Source organism: Cobetia sp. MM1IDA2H-1, assembly GCF_002916775.2.
In the GTDB taxonomy this organism is placed as follows: Bacteria; Pseudomonadota; Gammaproteobacteria; order Pseudomonadales; family Halomonadaceae; genus Cobetia; species Cobetia marina.
On record NZ_CM133225.1, the window covers coordinates 3,211,080 to 3,226,834 of the forward strand.

The 15,755-nt window shown below is 63.5% G+C and carries 16 protein-coding genes; 12 read left to right on the plus strand and 4 right to left on the minus strand.

Going from position 1 to position 15,755, the window contains the following annotated elements:
- Window positions 1-12: 12 nt before the first annotated feature.
- From BOH68_RS13660 to BOH68_RS13710, 11 genes are all read left to right on the plus strand, one after another.
- Window positions 13-1,620: an HAL/PAL/TAL family ammonia-lyase gene (locus BOH68_RS13660; protein ID WP_077375270.1), complete on the plus strand. Its 1,608-nt coding sequence runs from the start codon at window positions 13-15 to the stop codon at window positions 1,618-1,620.
- The gene (locus BOH68_RS13665) at window positions 1,617-2,165 is read left to right on the plus strand and encodes an acyl-CoA thioesterase (RefSeq protein ID WP_258038228.1); all 549 of its coding nucleotides are present in this window, start codon (window positions 1,617-1,619) and stop codon (window positions 2,163-2,165) included. The genes BOH68_RS13660 and BOH68_RS13665 overlap by 4 nt, the downstream gene beginning before the upstream one ends.
- A complete protein-coding gene (locus BOH68_RS13670; RefSeq protein WP_077375274.1) occupies window positions 2,165-2,740 on the plus strand; it encodes a LolA family protein in 576 nt (191 codons plus the stop codon). The genes BOH68_RS13665 and BOH68_RS13670 overlap by 1 nt, the downstream gene beginning before the upstream one ends.
- Entirely contained in the window at window positions 2,737-5,196 is a 2,460-nt protein-coding gene (locus BOH68_RS13675; protein ID WP_456821160.1) for an MMPL family transporter, read from the plus strand. The genes BOH68_RS13670 and BOH68_RS13675 overlap by 4 nt, the downstream gene beginning before the upstream one ends.
- 84 nt (window positions 5,197-5,280) lie before the next feature.
- Window positions 5,281-6,681, plus strand: a complete 1,401-nt coding sequence (locus BOH68_RS13680; RefSeq protein WP_077375280.1) for an NAD(P)/FAD-dependent oxidoreductase — start codon at window positions 5,281-5,283, stop codon at window positions 6,679-6,681.
- Window positions 6,682-6,869: 188 nt separating this feature from the next.
- Complete coding sequence (locus BOH68_RS13685) at window positions 6,870-7,412, plus strand: DUF3261 domain-containing protein (RefSeq protein WP_170877400.1); 543 nt, start codon at window positions 6,870-6,872, stop codon at window positions 7,410-7,412.
- A gap of 23 nt (window positions 7,413-7,435) precedes the next feature.
- Complete coding sequence (locus BOH68_RS13690; protein ID WP_077375286.1) at window positions 7,436-8,737, plus strand: beta-ketoacyl-ACP synthase; 1,302 nt, start codon at window positions 7,436-7,438, stop codon at window positions 8,735-8,737.
- On the plus strand, window positions 8,731-9,387 hold the full coding sequence (locus BOH68_RS13695; protein ID WP_181013919.1) for an ApeP family dehydratase: 657 nt from the start codon (window positions 8,731-8,733) through the stop codon (window positions 9,385-9,387). Before BOH68_RS13690 ends, BOH68_RS13695 begins: the two co-directional genes overlap by 7 nt.
- A complete protein-coding gene (fabG, locus tag BOH68_RS13700) occupies window positions 9,387-10,181 on the plus strand; it encodes a 3-oxoacyl-ACP reductase FabG (protein WP_077375288.1) in 795 nt (264 codons plus the stop codon). Before BOH68_RS13695 ends, fabG begins: the two co-directional genes overlap by 1 nt.
- Window positions 10,181-11,437 (plus strand): beta-ketoacyl-ACP synthase, encoded by a 1,257-nt coding sequence (locus tag BOH68_RS13705; RefSeq protein WP_077375291.1) that lies wholly within the window; start codon window positions 10,181-10,183, stop codon window positions 11,435-11,437. Before fabG ends, BOH68_RS13705 begins: the two co-directional genes overlap by 1 nt.
- A gap of 192 nt (window positions 11,438-11,629) precedes the next feature.
- Entirely contained in the window at window positions 11,630-12,169 is a 540-nt protein-coding gene (locus BOH68_RS13710; RefSeq protein ID WP_255303144.1) for a heavy metal-binding domain-containing protein, read from the plus strand.
- A 7-nt stretch (window positions 12,170-12,176) separates the two neighbouring features.
- On the opposite strand, the gene BOH68_RS13715 is transcribed toward BOH68_RS13710, so the two are convergent.
- Window positions 12,177-12,425 carry a hypothetical protein gene (locus BOH68_RS13715; RefSeq protein WP_181013920.1) on the minus strand — a complete coding sequence of 83 codons (249 nt, stop codon included), beginning with the start codon at window positions 12,423-12,425 and terminating at the stop codon, window positions 12,177-12,179.
- A 26-nt stretch (window positions 12,426-12,451) separates the two neighbouring features.
- Here BOH68_RS13715 and BOH68_RS13720 point away from each other — a divergent pair, with 26 nt between their 5' ends.
- The gene (locus BOH68_RS13720; protein WP_181013921.1) at window positions 12,452-13,138 is read left to right on the plus strand and encodes a 4'-phosphopantetheinyl transferase family protein; all 687 of its coding nucleotides are present in this window, start codon (window positions 12,452-12,454) and stop codon (window positions 13,136-13,138) included.
- A gap of 11 nt (window positions 13,139-13,149) precedes the next feature.
- Here BOH68_RS13720 and BOH68_RS13725 read toward each other — a convergent pair whose 3' ends face one another.
- The 3 genes from BOH68_RS13725 to BOH68_RS13735 all read right to left on the minus strand — a co-directional run bounded on the left by BOH68_RS13725 (window position 13,150) and on the right by BOH68_RS13735 (window position 15,591).
- Complete coding sequence (locus BOH68_RS13725; RefSeq protein ID WP_139345451.1) at window positions 13,150-14,385, minus strand: radical SAM family protein; 1,236 nt, start codon at window positions 14,383-14,385, stop codon at window positions 13,150-13,152.
- The gene (locus BOH68_RS13730; protein WP_139345452.1) at window positions 14,372-15,094 is read right to left on the minus strand and encodes a hypothetical protein; all 723 of its coding nucleotides are present in this window, start codon (window positions 15,092-15,094) and stop codon (window positions 14,372-14,374) included. The genes BOH68_RS13725 and BOH68_RS13730 overlap by 14 nt, the downstream gene beginning before the upstream one ends.
- Before the next feature lie 137 nt (window positions 15,095-15,231).
- A complete protein-coding gene (locus tag BOH68_RS13735; RefSeq protein ID WP_077375298.1) occupies window positions 15,232-15,591 on the minus strand; it encodes a RidA family protein in 360 nt (119 codons plus the stop codon).
- Window positions 15,592-15,755: the final 164 nt, after the last annotated feature.

The following is a 15,755-nucleotide window of genomic DNA, read 5'->3' on the forward strand; positions in this document are numbered from 1 at the left end:
AGGTACCTCGTCATGTCATATCCCGTCTCAACCACTGCCCCGGCGCTGACGCTCGACGGCAGTGATATCACCCTCGAGCAGCTGATCGACGTCGCCGAGGGCCGGTGTGGCGTACGTCTGAGTGATGCGCTTGCCTTCCGAGCGCGCATCGAGGCAGGCCCCGCCCTGCTGGAACGCTTGCTGGAGGAGGAAGGCGTGGTCTACGGCGTCACCACCGGTTATGGCGATTCCGTGACCCGCGCCGTGCAGGGGGCAGAGGACCTCGAGGCCCTGCCACGCCACCTCTACACCTTCCACGGCTGTGGCATGGGCGCGGACCTCGATGTGGTCAGCAGCCGCGCGGTGGTGATGGTGCGCCTCGTCTCGCTGTGCCGTGGTGTCTCCGGGGTCAGCCTGGCGCTGCTGGAACGCCTTGTCTGGCTGCTCGACCACGACATCCTGCCGCGCATCCCCGAGGAAGGCTCGGTGGGCGCCAGTGGCGATCTCACTCCGCTGTCCTATGTGGCCGCCGTACTGTGTGGCGAGCGCGAGGTGTGGGTGCGCCCCGGCGCAGGTCAGCCACATGAACTGCGCCCGACCGCTGACGTCTTCGCCCAGCACGGCCTGACACCCTATGTGCTGCGCCCCAAGGAAGGCCTGGCGCTGATGAACGGCACCGCCGTGATGACGGCCCTCGCTGCACTGGCCTTCGGTCGCACCTGCTACCTCAGCCGTCTGAGTGCGCGCATCACCGCGCTCAGCGTGCAGGCGCTGGAAGGCAATCCCTACCACTTCGATGCCGACCTGTTTGCCGCCAAGCCGCATCCCGGTCAGGCCCGCGTGGCGCAGTGGCTGCGTGATGATCTGGCCCACCCGGCGGCGCCGGAGGTCGATGCCACACCGATCAACTCACCGCGCCTGCAGGACCGCTACTCGACGCGCTGCGCGCCCCACGTCATCGGCGTGGTCGAGGATAGTCTCGACTGGTGGCGCCGCTTCCTGGAGACCGAGCTCAACAGCGCCAACGACAACCCGCTGATCGATGTCGAGGCCGGCAAGATCCTCCACGGCGGCCACTTCTACGGCGGCCATGTGGCGATGGTGATGGACAGCCTCAAGACGGCGGTCGCCAACCTGGCCGACCTGCTCGACCGCCAGCTGGCCCTGCTGGTCGACAGCCGCTACAACCGTGGCCTGCCCAGCAACCTCAGCGGTGCCACGCCGGAGCGCGCGCCGCTCAATCATGGCTACAAGGCGGTGCAGATCGGCGCCTCGGCCTGGACGGCGGAAGCCCTCAAGCTGACCATGCCGGCCAGCGTCTTCTCGCGCTCCACCGAATGCCACAATCAGGACAAGGTCAGCATGGGCACCATCGCCGCGCGGGATGCCCTGCGCGTGCTGGCGCTGGTCGAGCAGGTCGCCGCCGCCACCCTGCACGCCGCCGCACAGGGCTGTGAGCAACGCGCCGCCATCGCCGGCCACAGCGCCACGCCGCCGAGCCTGGCGGCCTTCGTCAGCGAGCTGCGCGAGGACATCGCCCCGCTCGAGGAAGATCGCGGTCTGGAGGCCGATCTGCGCCTGCTGTGTGCGCGCATCCGTGAGCGCCACTGGGCCCTGAGCGCAGACGAGGCCAACGCATGAGCGAACAGACAGCCCTGAGCGAGAAAAACGCCATGAACCAGCCCGCCGAAACGCCGATGCCCAGCGCCACGGTGGAAATGGAAGTGCCCTTCCACGACGTCGACATGATGGAAGTCGCCTGGCACGGCCATTACGTGCGCTATCTCGAGATCGCCCGCTGCAAGCTGCTCGACATGCTCGACTACAACTACCCGCAGATGCGCGAGTCAGGCTATGCCTGGCCGGTGATCGACCTGCGCCTGCGCTACGCGGGCCCGGCGCGCTTCGGCCAGCGCATCGCCGTCACCGCGCGCCTGCGCGAGTGGGAAAACCGCCTCAAGCTCGATTACGTGATCCGCGATGTCGAGAGCGGCAAGCGCCTGACCCGTGGCCATAGCGTGCAGGTCGCCGTCGGACTCGCGGATGGTGAGATGCTGCTGGCCTCGCCGCCTGCGCTCAGCGAGCGGCTGGCCGCCTGGCAGGCCAGCCAGTCACAGACCAGCCCGTCACAGACAGCCGACGAGGACGCGCCTGCCACCCCGCCCCCGACACGAGGAACGCCGTGATGACGTCACGCCTTGCCATTGCCGCCACTGCCCTGCTGCTGACTGCCAGTGCCTTCGGGGCCAGCGCCGCCGAATTCGACGCCCGCGCCCTGACGCAACAGCTGGCGCGCACCGCCCCTGTCTGCGGTGATTTCCAGCAGACCCGCTGGCTCGAGGATGTCGGCGCACAGCTCAAGAGTCGTGGCCAGTTCCATCTGATCGGGGATCCGAACGCGCCCGAAGGCCTGGTGTGGGAAACCACCTCCCCCATCGAGGACCGTCTCGAGATGCGCCCGAATGCCAGCGAAGGCCCGGACGGCGAGCCGCTGCCCGCCGACCAGCAGGCGATGGCGGAGCTGTTGGTCAACTTCTTCCACGGCGACTGGCAGGCGCTCGAGGAGCACTTCACCCTGACGCTCACCGGCAGCGCGGATGACTGGCAGGCCAGCCTGACACCGCGTGATGCCCGTCTGGCCGAGGCCATCGAGCACCTCGAGATCGAGGGTGGCAGCTGGCTTGACCACCTGACCCTCACCAGCGGCGACGGTGACCGTCTCGCCCTGACCCTGACACCGCGCGATCAGTGCCCCGAATGACAGGGCGCGGCGACTCGCATGACACGGGGCTGGATCGCGCCGCCTGGCGCTGGCTGTGGGCTGGCGTGCTGCTGCTGTGCGCGGTGCTGCTGGCCGGGAAGCTCGCCCCGCAGAGCCCATGGCGAGGCGCGATCGACACCCGCATCACCGCCATGCTGCCAGCGCAGGAACGCAGCCCGTTGGCCGCGCGCGCCGAATCGCTGGAGGACACCGCCAATCGGTTGGTGATTCTGGTCGGCGCACGCGATGCCAGCGCCACGTCACTCAAGCAGCGTGACGCCGCCGCCCAGGCGCTGCGTCAGGCGCTCGCCCCCCTCGCGACGCTGGATGACGGCAAGAGCCTCGCCAGCCTGCGCCTGCCGGCCGAGGTCCAGCCGGCCCTGATCGCCCCGCGACTTGCCGAGCTGAGTGAAGAGCAGTGGCAGGCGCGCGCGCTCAGGCAGCTGTTCCAGCCCGGCGGCCAGCGCGACCTGATCCATGATCCCTTCGGTCTCGCCGGCGCCTGGCAGGACTGGCTGACACCCGCCAACCTGTCGCTGTCCGGCGGCCAGCTGTTGCTGCGCGCGCCGACGTCAAGCGGTGACCAGCCCGGCAACGCCTATCGGCTGATCAGCGCCACCCTCACCGGCAACGCCTACGCGATGGGGGATCAGCAGGCGCTGGAACAGGCCGTGGATGGCGTGAAGGCCGACTATCCCGACGTCAGGCTGCTGCGCTCCGGGCTGGTCTTCCATGCCAGTGCCGGAGCGCAGCAGGCCAGACAGGAGATGTCGACCATCGGGCTCGGCTCGCTGATCGGCGTGCTGCTGCTGCTGTGGGCGGTGTTCCGCACCCCACGGCGGCTGCCGTTGCTGCTGGTGCCTGTGGCCACGGGCGTGCTGTTCGCGCTGCCGCTGACCTGGTGGGCCTTCGGCAGCCTGCACGTGCTGACGCTGGCCTTCGGCGCCAGCCTGATCGGCATCTCCATCGATTACGTGCTGCATCTGGAATGCATGCGGCGCCTGGCGACGACGAATGGCCGTGGCGGACTCGCCGCGCTGTGGCCGGGCCTGACACTGGGCCTGTGCTCCAGCCTCGCCGCCTATCTGGCCATCACCCTGACGCCGATGCCCGGCCTGCGCCAGATGGGCATGTTCGCCGCCCTCGGCTTGCTCGGCGCCTGGCTGAGCGTGCGCCTGTGGCTGCCGCGTCTCTCGCTGCCGGCGGATGCCACCCGCGAGGATTCCCCCGCCGCCCGCGCTGCAGGATGGCTGGCACGCGTACTTCCCGGCAGGCGCAGCTGGCAGGCGCTGAGTCTGCTGCTGGTGGCCGCGCTGGCGAGCCTCTACGGACTGCGCAGCGATGACCGTCTCACTCAGCTCAACCCCTCGCCTGCGTCGCTGATCGATGAGCAACGCGAGGCACAGCGCCTGCTCGCCGAACCGGACGGCCTGCGCTACCTGATCGTGCAGGCCGAGGATGACGCCGCGCTGCTCACGCGCCTGCAGGCACTGGAAGACACCTTCCAGCAGCTGAATGCCCAGCAGCAGCTGGGGCACTGGGCGAGCCTCGCCCAGCAACTGCCGACGCTTGCCCAGCAGCAGGCCAATCTCAGCGCCATGCGTGAGCGCACCCGCACCCTGCTGCCCCAAGTGCTGAGCACCGCAGGCCTGCCCGCCGCGCTGCTCACGCGGGCCGAGCAGGCCATCGAAAACGCCCGTCCGCTGCGCCCGGCGGACTGGGTCACGCTGCCTGCCGGCGAGATGGGCCAGCGACTGTGGCTCGACTCACGCACTGCCGCCATCGGCATCGTGCGCTTTGGTGACGTCACGGCCGAGGGTAGCGCCGCCCTGGCACGCCTCGCGGCAGGCGATGACCGCCTCGAGTACGTCGATCAGGTCGCCAGGCTTTCGACGACGCTCGGCAGCATTCGCAGCGAAATGGCCTGGCTGGTCAGCGCTGCGGTGGTGGTGATCAGCCTGCTGCTGGCGCTGCGCTATCGCCGCAGCACCTGGCGCGCCCTGCTGCCGCCGCTGGGCGGACTGGTACTGACGCTCGCCGCCCTGACGCTGGCGGGCGTCGGCCTCAACCTGTTCCACCTGCTGGGCCTGCTGCTGGTACTGGGGATTGGCCTGGATGCGGGCATCTTCTGTGCCGAGCATCCTGCGCGCAGCGCAGAAAAAAGCAGTGCGGGCATCTTCTGTGCCGAGCATCCTGCGCGCAGCGCAGAAAAAAGCAGTGCGGGCATCTTCTGTGCCGAGCATCCTGCGCGCAGCGCAGAAAAAGACAGGAGCGGAGACACCGCCAGCCGCGCCTCGCAGGCCAGTCTGCTGGCGATCTCGCTGTCATGTGCCTCCAGCCTGCTAGCCTTCGGATTGTTGAGTTTCAGTCAGACACCGGCATTGGCCGCACTGGGACTGGCCTGCCTGCTGGGGCTGACGGCCACCTGGTGCCTGGTGCCCTTCGCCCGCAGTTGAGGCGATCTCGTCACGCGGGCCAGACGGAGGCGGGAACACGAATGCCGTCATGAACACATAACGACAACGACAGGGGACGATGCCATGGAATCGGCAGATCGCAGCAACAACCCACCACGCAAGGAAGTCATCATCATCGGCGCCGGACCTGCCGGGGCGGCGGCGGCGGCATGGCTGGCGCGCGCCGGCCATGCGGTACGCGTGCTGGAGCGCAGCCACTTCCCGCGCTTCTCCATCGGCGAGAGCCTGCTGCCGCGCTGCATGCAGCATCTGGAGGCCTGCGGCCTGATGGAGGCCGCCGCCGCCGGTGGCTATCAGCGCAAGACCGGTGCGGCCTTCACCCGACGCGGCGAGCATCGCGTGATCGACTTCCGCGACAAGTTCAGCGACGGCCCCGGTACCACCTGGCAGGTGGAGCGCGCCGACTTTGACCAGCGCTTGATCGAGGGCGCACGGGCGGCGGGGGCCGAGGTCGAATTCGGCGTCACCGTCACCGGTTTCACTCCCGCTCGCCCCACGCAGAGTGACACCGCTGGCCATGCTCAGGCTCAGGGGCCGCGTCTCACGTTGGCCGATGGCCGCGAGCTTCAGGCCGCCTTCGTGCTGGATGCCAGCGGCTATGGGCGCGTGCTGGCGCGGCTCGAATCGCTTGAGCGTGATCCGCGTCTGGAGCCGCGCATGGCGCTGTTCGGCCATGTCCACGATGGCATCGCCGACCTCGCGCCGCCCGCCGAGGGCTATCGTCGCGACACTATCCTGATCGCCTCACACCCGGTGCATCCCGATGTCTGGTACTGGCTGATTCCCTTCGCCAATGGCCGCGCCTCGCTGGGCGTGGTCGGCCCGCGTGAGCTGATCGAGCCTGCCGCCGGGGATGATGCGCAGACACGCCTGTGGCAGTGGGTGATGGAAGAACCGCGCCTGGCGGAGCTGCTGCGCGATGCCACGCCCGCCAATGCCGTGCAGTCGCTGGGCGGTTACAGCGCCGATGTCAGCCGCCTGCATGGCCCGGGCTATGCGCTGCTCGGCAATGCCGGCGAGTTTCTGGACCCGGTATTCTCCTCCGGCGTGACTATCGCGCTGGAATCCGCCCTGCGTGCCGCACCGCTGGTCGCGCGTGAACTGACCGCGACCCGCGATGAGCAGCGCCCGGACTGGGCCCGCGAATACGAGCTGCCATTGCGGCGTGGCATCGAGGTGTTCCGCGAGTTCGTCACCGCCTGGTACGACAGCCGCCTGACCGACATCATCTATCACCCTCGCTCGCCGGACCGCATTCGCCAGATGATCAGTTCGGTCCTCGCCGGCTACGCCTGGGACGAGGCCAATCCCTTCGTCAGCGCCAGTCGTCGTCGCCTGACCGCACTGGCCACGCTCTCGGCAGCGCAGGCGACGCAAGCGGAAACCTGCGAGCCCGCCGCAAGCGCTCTCTCAACGGCCGGCACGCGGCAGAATGACGCCAGAAAAGGTAAAGTATCGTCATGATATCCATGCGTCTCTCGCCTCATGCCATCTCAGTCGGGCGGCGATCCGTCGGGCTGCGTACAGTCGGGCGGCGATCCGTCGGACTGCGTACAGTCGGGCGGCGATCCGTCGGACTGCTGCTGGCGACCAGCCTGCTGTTGAGCGGCTGCAGCCTGCTCGTGCCCGGTCCGCTCAGCGCCGAGAGCCCGATGCCGGCCCTGACGAGCCTGCAGGAGAGCAGCACCCAACGTCTGATTCTGCGCGTTGAGCGTAACAAGAGTGAGGCCAGCGAGAATCGCGCGGCAGCAGACGCCGCTGAGGACGAGGCTCGCGACCTGCCGCCCCTCATCGGCGTGCTGCGCCAATCGCCCGAGGCCATGCGGCTGGTGCTGCTCAGCGTGCAGGGCCAGCGACTGCTGACACTGGTGCATGACGCCGATGGCAGCCGCTTCGAGAAGGCCCGCCCCGAGGTGCTCGACAAGCTGCCCTTCACCGCCGACTGGCTGGCCCGTCGCATCGCCTGGGTCCACTGGCCACAGGCCGCGATCGATGACGCCTTTGCCGGCAGCGCCTGGCAACTGGTGCAGCACGGCGAGTGGGACACGCCTCACCAGGCCGCGCAGCGCCTCATCCTGCGCGATGGCGAGCGCATGGCCGAGCTGACCCGCGACGCCGAAGGCCGCGTGGTCCTGCGGGACCCGGCCACCGAGATGCAGATGACGCTAGATCCCCTGTCTTCCCCCAGCCCCTGACGACTCACCGGAAGCTTCCCCGCATGACTGAACCCGTCACACCCGAGGCACCTGATACCCGCCATGGCCTCACCCCTCGCAGCCCATGCCGTCTGTCTCGGCCCGGTATCGTCTGTCCGCTGGGCGCCGACCACGGGCTGATCAGCAGTGCGCTGTTCAGCGCCAGTCGCGGCCTGCGCGTCAGTGATGACTTCAGTCCCGGCACGCCGCTGTCACTGGGCCGTGTCACCGCGCGGCTGGTGGATGACAGCGACTGGCCGGCCCCGCTGCGCTCACGCAACAACCGCTTGCTGGCCACCGCGCTTGAGCAGCTGACACCGGAGCTTGAGGCCCTCAAGCATCAGGGCATCGCGCCGGAGCGCATCGGCGTGGTGCTGGGCACCAGTACCTCCGGTATCGGTGAGACGGAAGCCGCGATGGACGCCCAGCGCGCCGCCGTCGCCCAGGGCACGCCGAGCGCCGACAGCTGGCCGGAGAGCTTTGAATACCGCCGTCAGGAACTGGGCGCGCCCGCCGAGTGCGTGGCCTGGTTGAGTGGCGCGCGCGGGCCGGTCTACACCCTCTCCACCGCCTGCACCTCCAGCGCCAAGGCCCTGGCCAGCGCACGGCGTCTGCTGGCCTCCGGGCAGTGTGATGCGGTGATCGCCGGTGGGGCCGACAGCCTGTGCCACATGACGGTGAAGGGCTTCATGAGTCTGGAGGCCGTCAGCCGCCAGCAAAGCCAGCCGCTGGGCGCCGCGCGCGACGGCATCAATCTGGGCGAGGCCGCGGTGCTGTTCGTGGTCACGCCGGAGCACGGCGGCGTGCAGCTGACCGGCGTCGGCGAATCCAGCGATGCCCATCACATCTCCGCGCCCTGCCCGGATGGCAGCGGTGCCGAGGCCGCGATGCGTGGCGCGCTCGCCAGCGCCGGCCGCGTCCCCGGCGAGATCGACTACATCAACCTGCACGGCACGGCCACGCCGCTCAATGACGCCATGGAAAGCCTCGCCATCAGCCGCCTGTTCGGTCCCGATGGCGACGAGGCCGCAAACCGTCCGCCCGCCGTCAGTTCCACCAAGGCCCTCACCGGCCATACGCTGGGGGCCTGCGGGGCACTGGAAGCCGCCTTCTGCTGGCTGACGCTGGAACATGGTCGCCTGCCGCCGCACGCCACCCCGCGTGAGGCGCTGGACCCGTCATTGCCCGCGCTCAACATCGTCTATCGTGACCGTCCCGAGACCCCGCCGCTCAGAGTGATGAGCAATGCCTTCGCCTTCGGCGGCAACAACATCTCGCTGATACTGGAGCGTCACGCCACCGACCCGGAGTCCTCTGCATGCTGACCCCGACCGCTACCCCCGCCACGCCGCTACCCGACGGCACGTCTTCCCGTGACGAGGGCTATCCCGTCATGCCCTGCGCCATCGGCCCCTATGTGCCACACGAGGCGGGCATGTGCCTGCTGGATGAGGTGCTGGCCTGTGACGAGCACTCGCTGAGCGCGAGCGTGCGCCCCTCGCCCGAGGATCTGTTCGCGGAGCTGGACGGCGCTGGCCAGGCCGTGATTCCCGCCTGGGTCGGGCTCGAGTGGATGGCCCAGGCCATCGCCGCCTGGTCGGGCCTGCAGGCCGCGCGCACAGGCCAGTCACCCCGCGTCGGGTTTCTGCTCGGCAGCCGCCGCTATGAGAGCGAACTGCCCGCCTTCGCCTGCGGGCAACGCTGGCAGATAGACGTGCAGCTCGACTATCGCGCCGACAACGGCTTGGGCGCCTTCAAGGCCACCCTCAGCGACGAGCACGGCACGCAGGTCGCCCGTGCCGGCGTGAATGTCTTCGAGCCGCCCGCCCAGGCCATGGCGTCTGCCGTGTCGAAGGAAGGAAGCCCTGAAGCAGTCCCACAGGGGCGCTCACCAGAACACTCACAAGAACACTCACAAGAACACTCACCCGGTCAGCAGGATGCTACCGGTGCCGCACCGCAAGGTAATGTCTGATGTCCGTCACACCCCCCGCTACTCGAACTTCCCCTGCTGACAACCAGGGTGCCGCCGCTGCCAATGAGACGCGCGAGTGGATTCTGGTCACCGGCTCCAGCCGTGGCATCGGCCGCGCCATCGCGCTGCGTCTGGCCCGCGAAGGCTACAATCTGGTGCTGCATTGCCGCTCGCGCCGTGATGCCGCCGAGGAGGTCGCGCGTGAGATCAGCGCCCTGGGCGGTGAATCGCGCATCCTGAACTTCGATGTCGCCGACCGCGAGGCCGCACGCAGCGCACTGGAGGCCGATGTCGAGGCCCACGGCTGCTACTACGGCGTCATCTGCAATGCCGGCATCCACGCCGACAACGCCTTCCCGGCGCTCACCGATGAGGACTGGGACAGCGTGATCCGCACCAACCTCGATGGCTTCTATAACGTGGTCAAGCCGCTGGCGATGCCGATGGTGCGTCGCCGCAAGCCGGGGCGCATCATCGTGATGTCCTCGGTGTCCGGCATGATGGGCAATCGCGGTCAGGTCAACTATTCCGCCGCCAAGGCGGGGCTGATCGGCGCGGTCAAGGCCCTGGCGGTGGAACTGGCCAAGCGCCGCATCACCGTGAATGCCGTCGCGCCGGGGGTCATCGCCACCGAGATGACCGAAGGGGTCGAGATGGACGAGGCGCTGAAGATGATTCCCATGCGCCGCGCGGGCGAGGCCGAGGAAGTCGCCGCCACCGTGGCCTTCCTGTGCTCGAAGGATGCCGGCTACATCACCCGCCAGACCATCGCGGTGAACGGAGGGATGTTCTGATGACAGCTCCCTCTTCCCCGCTGCGCGGCCATCGCGTCGTCGTCACCGGCATGCATGGCTTCTCGCCCATCGGCAATGACTGGCCGACCCTGCGCGCCAATCTGGCCGCGGGCCGCACCGGCATCCGCTATATCGAGGATTGGGACAAGTACGAGGGTCTCAACACGCGTCTCGGCGCGCCGGTCAGCGATTTCGAACTGCCCAAGCACTACAACCGCCGCGCGCTGCGCAGCATGGGGCGTGTGGCGCAGCTGGCGACCCGCTCCAGCGAGCTGGCGCTGGAAGCCGCGGGACTGAGTGACAGCCCGCTCAAGGAGAGCGGCCAGATGGGCATCGCCTACGGCGCGTCCGCCGGTGAGCCGGACGCGGTGGCGGACTTCGGCAACATGCTGATCAACCACTCCACCGATGGCCTCAACGCCAACTCCTACATCCGCATGATGGCGCATACCGCGCCGGTGAACATCGGCGTCTTTCTCGGCATCAAGGGGCGGATTCACACCACCTCCAGCGCCTGCACCTCCGGCAGCCAGGGCATCGGCTATGCCTATGAGGCGATTCGCTTCGGCCGCCAGATAGCGATGGTCGCCGGTGGCTGCGAGGAGCTGTCCGCCGCCGATGCCGCGGTGTTCGACACCCTGTTCGCCACCAGCACCTGCAATGACCGGCCGGACCGCTCGCCGCGACCCTTCGATGCCGAGCGCGATGGCCTGGTGATCGGCGAAGGTGCCGGCACGCTGATCCTCGAGGAGCTGGACCACGCCCTGGCGCGTGGCGCGACCATCCACGCCGAGATTCTCGGCTTCGGCACCAACTCCGATGGCCGCCACGTCACCCAGCCGGACGCCGACATGATGGAGGCCGCGATGCGCATGGCCCTTGACGATGCCGGCCTCTCGGCCAGCGAGATCGGCTATGTCAGCGCGCATGGCACCGCCACCGAGCGCGGCGACATCGCCGAGAGTCACGCCACCCATGCCGTGTTCGGGGAACGCACGCCCATCAGTGCCTTCAAGAGCTACACCGGCCATACCCTGGGGGCCTGCGGCGCGCTGGAAGCCTGGATCGCCATCGAGATGATGCGCGAAGGCTGGTTCCACGGCACCGCCAACCTCAAGGACATCGACCCGCGCTGCGCGGCGTTGGACTACCTGCGTGACGGCGGCCGCGAGATCGAGACGGATACGGTGATGAGCAACAACTTCGCCTTCGGCGGCATCAATACCTCGCTGATCCTGCGGCGCTGGCAGGGCTGACGACGCCCGCACGGCCCTCGGGGTCATCGGGCGCGTGACTGTCGCCACCAGACGACTTTGCAGCGGGTCACAACTGGCGCAAGATACGCGCCCGCTGCATGGTCTATGGTGTGATGGGCTCACGCCGTTGGCTGGATGAAGGCGATATTCCCTGGCGTCGAGCCAGTCAAACCCTGTCAGGAGAGGTGTCAGATGGCGTCATCCGTTGCTCAGTCGTTCGTTTCCTCGTCACACCCCATGGCCCACGCCAGCACGGCGCCGGTCGGCCGCCTGTCGCGGGGACGCGTGCTGGTGTCCGCCCTGGTGCTCGGCGCGGCCGGGCTGCTGGCCTCCGCGCCGGCACAGGCGCGGGACACGCAGCACTTCCTGCCCATCATGCCGGTGATGGCCAGCACTGCGGCCAGTCAACGACTGGGCAAGGATGTGGCCTTTTTCTTCGGTGACAAGCAGCCCTACGAGCGCATCGAGAAGCGTGGCTGGGCACGTGTGAACCCGAAGACCAACGCGACCAACAAGAGCGATGCCGCGGCCTGCCGCTGGGTGTTCCTGTCAGCGCTGCGCGAGCTGCAGGAAAAGGCGCGGGAATACGGGGCCAATGCCGTCATCAACATTCGCAGCGACTATGACAACGTGCCCTACTCCAGCAGCGAGAAGTACGAGTGCCACGCGGGCAATGTCGTCGCGGGCGTCGCGTTGCGCGGGGATCTGGTGATCCTGCATCCGAAGAACTGATTCGCCATCATGACGGCCAGGGAAGGCAAGGATGTGAGTGAGACAGGCGAGCCGGTCGAAGGCAGCTCGGCGCGCGCGGCGGATACTCCTGCGGCGCGCCCGACCGATCACCCCGCCTACCGTTGCGTGGTGCTGGGGCATGCGGTATCGCATGGCTCCGCTTCACTGAGCACTGGTTCGCTGAGCACTGGTTCACTGAGCACTGATTCGCTGAGCACTGATTCGCTGAGCACTGATTCGCTGAGCACTGGCTCACTGAGCACTGATTCGCTGAGCGCCGACTTGTCCAACGGCGAGCCGCTGATCTCGCATGATCCCCATGCCCTCGCCGCCGCCTTGGCGTCTGCGACTGACAGCGCTGCGCGCGATTTGCCGAATCTCTGCTCTGATTCCTTCTCTCGGCCAGCCCGCCTGTGGCTGGCCGAGGCGTGTGTGCTGCCTGCGTTTAGTGCTGTTGATCCCTCTATCAACTCCTCGGGTGAGGCTTCCAGCGGTAACTTGATGCGCCCTCGCCAGACGGATGTGGATAACGCGGACACTCCCGTGTCATCTGCAAAGGCCCGCCGTCGCCAGCAAAGAGAAGCCGAATCGCACCTCGCCCGCCTTCTGCTCGGTGAACTCGCCGCGGCCCAAGGCATTGCGCTGCCACTGGCCGACTGGTCGCCGCGTGGCCAGGCGCCCCATCACCCTGCACTGCCATCAGGCTTTCACGTCTCCATCGCCCACCGCCACGGCCATGTGCTCGTCGGCCTCGCCACCCTCCCGCTCGGGCTGGATATCGAATACCGCAACCCCCGCCACGCCCACGACCTCGACGCCCGCATCGCGGCGCTACCAACAGACGCACGCGAACGCCTCGCCGAGATATCACACCTCAGCGAGACAGAACGACTGGACGGGTTTTATCGGGAATGGGTGAGGTATGAGGCTGAAATAAAACTCGTTACTGAATGCTCATCAAAAAAGTGAAAAAACATAGCTCAATTATCAATATAACTTTCGAACCAAGTGCTCTTTCGCACATAGATTGGAAGACCACTATCATCTATTCCACTCGATCTTTCTACACCGTCAAAATAGTCAGGAGTAAAAACACCTAAATTACCTTTCCACATTTCAAGGAGGTAGTTAGCCCACTCTGGTGTAGATTGATCATTCACTATTATTCTTGACTTAGAATTTAAATAAGTTGATATCTTTTCTTTCGGCATCCAACCTGCAAGAAAATCTTCAAAAAATATTTCTTCATCAATCTTTTTACGCTTAGCTAACGAAACAATATTAGCAGAAAAAAAACCAGCATCGCGCAAATATAAGTTCGAAGCAGAGCAGCAAGAGTCACCATCTGAGTGAATCAGAAGATCATTGTCTGCAAAACCAAAGGTCATTCCTAATGATCTAGCACTACCAGCCATTTGTTTCAAATAAGAAGCTCTATAACTTAAAGGAAGAAGGTATTCTCTACCTACTTTCGTTGCGTTAAGATTTTGATAAAAACCGATAGGATCATTATTTAACAGAGCCTTTAAACTCTTCCCGAACTTTTTATTTGCATCAATCGGACATTTCAAATACTCTGCCGAAATATGCTTAACACCTGATGAATGCGCTAAATCCAAAATTTTTTTGTAAGACGACTCATGTCCAGGTATTATAGGCTGAAACCTGAATGACACAGGAATATTTAAGTCACTTAACTTTCTCGCTGCTTGGGCTATACTTTGTATACTCGGGCAACCTTTATCAACATCATACCTATTAATTTCGTTAACTATCGTTGTAGAGAAACGCACATAAACATTCCCTCCCGTCAGATAATCTAGGTAATCATCATTTGAAACAGAGATACCCTTTGTACTAATTATGACAGGATAATCATGCTTTTTAAGCACTTTTAGAAACTCAAGCGTAATTTTTTTATCATCCTCTATTTTCATAAAAGGATCTGACATTCCGCCCAGCTGAAAAGGCACACGTCTATAAATTAATTCATCGAGAGCAGATGCTATATTCCCTTCGGAAACTCTATTAAGTCTTGATAACAGAGCTTTAGGACTACTAATCTTTAGTTTTCCTTGTCTACCAAACCCTTGACGAGTTGCAGCAAAACAATATTCACACGAAAACTGACATCGGCTATACGAATCAAGCCGTAAAGGGGTGGCACAAAAACTTAACTGACTAGTTAATCCAGAGTAATACTTATATGCTTCCATTGTGCGACCCGATCCACTCTAAGATAAAACCAAATCCATTATATATATGCTGAGTAAGCACAAAAGCAAAACACAACGCACTCAATATCAAAAGAAACTGTATTATACCCCTAATAGCTTTTTTGCTTTCAGAGTATCGACCAAATATTTCGTAAAAAACATCTTTATCAGAATCAGCATTAGCATTATTGAGTACAGGCATGCCTAATTCATACATTTCGTCATCCACTTGAAAATAGAGAAAAGTCTGTATATGACATGCCTTAACTTTTCCATCTTTATATTCAGGGCTTTCAATTTTGACAATATATTGCTTATCTTCTAGCCTTCTCTTAAATTTTCTCTTCTGCTCAAGACTTATAACTTTAAGTAAATTCCTTGCTTCCCATGATAACCATCTTGAATGGTGCTGATAGCTAAGATACTCCGAATAATTATTATATTTCTTAATAAAGGCTGGACAACTAACATTATATACAACCAAGGCCAGCACAAAAAACAGAGATGACATCCACAAAACTTGCCAATGAAAAGGCAAACTCAGGCTCACTTCAAAGGCCGCTCCATCTATATTGAACTTAATAGTATCAGGCAATTTTTGTGCTAGATTAGCTAATACAGGCACAATCGAAAACCAAGCAACCAAATATTTTAAAACTATTAAGTTAAAGAAAGACTGATACTCTTCCCATCTCCAAATCTTAAGCATGACTCCCCTCCCAAACAATTAACACACCATAAATGCAGGCATCACTAAACAAGATTCTATCAAAAAACAAAATAATCACAATAAAATTAACCCCGCCAGAGAAATCTCTGACGGGGTTAGAAAAACCATGCTGCGAGTTACTTAACCGCAGCGACCACGGTAATTTCACACAACAGTTCAGGGCTGGCCATGGCGGCTTGTACGCAGGCGCGGGCGGGGGCGTGGCCTTCCGGTACCCAGGTGTCCCAGATGTCGTTGAAGGTCTTGAAGTCGTCCATTGTCTTGAGATAGACGGTCGCGGAGAGCAGGTGCTCTCGGTCGGTGCCGACTTCTTCCAGCAGCGCATCGACACGCGCGAGCATGCTGTTGGCCTGGTCCGTGATATCACTGAAGCGTTGTTCCGGCCCGGCGACCTGGCCACACAGATAGATGGTGTTGTTGTGGATGACGGCGCGGCTCATGCGTGCCTTGGTATCGTGACGTTGGATATCGCTCATGGAGAGTGTCCTTGTGCCGTTCTTCTTGGAGTGGTGAAAGACGCACCTGCGTTAGGGAAAGCCCCTCAGCGGCATGGTGCGCAATGAGGATAAGCGGCCATCAGCGTTCCAGATTCCGGCGAGCGGCGCAACGCGACCTGCGGGGTATTTTCCAGTCGTCGTGA

Bases quoted from the DNA above. Each gene is read 5' to 3' on its own strand.
- BOH68_RS13735 (WP_077375298.1), bottom strand. From the start codon at position 15,591: ATGAGCGATATCCAACGTCACGATACCAAGGCACGCATGAGCCGCGCC.
- BOH68_RS13685 (WP_170877400.1), top strand. From the start codon at position 6,870: ATGCCGGCCCTGACGAGCCTGCAGGAGAGCAGCACCCAACGTCTGATT.
- BOH68_RS13665 (WP_258038228.1), top strand. From the start codon at position 1,617: ATGAGCGAACAGACAGCCCTGAGCGAGAAAAACGCCATGAACCAGCCC.
- BOH68_RS13710 (WP_255303144.1), top strand. From the start codon at position 11,630: ATGGCGTCATCCGTTGCTCAGTCGTTCGTTTCCTCGTCACACCCCATG.
- BOH68_RS13660 (WP_077375270.1), top strand. From the start codon at position 13: ATGTCATATCCCGTCTCAACCACTGCCCCGGCGCTGACGCTCGACGGC.
- BOH68_RS13725 (WP_139345451.1), bottom strand. From the start codon at position 14,385: ATGGAAGCATATAAGTATTACTCTGGATTAACTAGTCAGTTAAGTTTT.
- BOH68_RS13670 (WP_077375274.1), top strand. From the start codon at position 2,165: ATGACGTCACGCCTTGCCATTGCCGCCACTGCCCTGCTGCTGACTGCC.
- BOH68_RS13705 (WP_077375291.1), top strand. From the start codon at position 10,181: ATGACAGCTCCCTCTTCCCCGCTGCGCGGCCATCGCGTCGTCGTCACC.
- BOH68_RS13675 (WP_456821160.1), top strand. From the start codon at position 2,737: ATGACAGGGCGCGGCGACTCGCATGACACGGGGCTGGATCGCGCCGCC.
- BOH68_RS13680 (WP_077375280.1), top strand. From the start codon at position 5,281: ATGGAATCGGCAGATCGCAGCAACAACCCACCACGCAAGGAAGTCATC.
- BOH68_RS13730 (WP_139345452.1), bottom strand. From the start codon at position 15,094: ATGCTTAAGATTTGGAGATGGGAAGAGTATCAGTCTTTCTTTAACTTA.
- BOH68_RS13695 (WP_181013919.1), top strand. From the start codon at position 8,731: ATGCTGACCCCGACCGCTACCCCCGCCACGCCGCTACCCGACGGCACG.
- BOH68_RS13690 (WP_077375286.1), top strand. From the start codon at position 7,436: ATGACTGAACCCGTCACACCCGAGGCACCTGATACCCGCCATGGCCTC.
- fabG (WP_077375288.1), top strand. From the start codon at position 9,387: ATGTCCGTCACACCCCCCGCTACTCGAACTTCCCCTGCTGACAACCAG.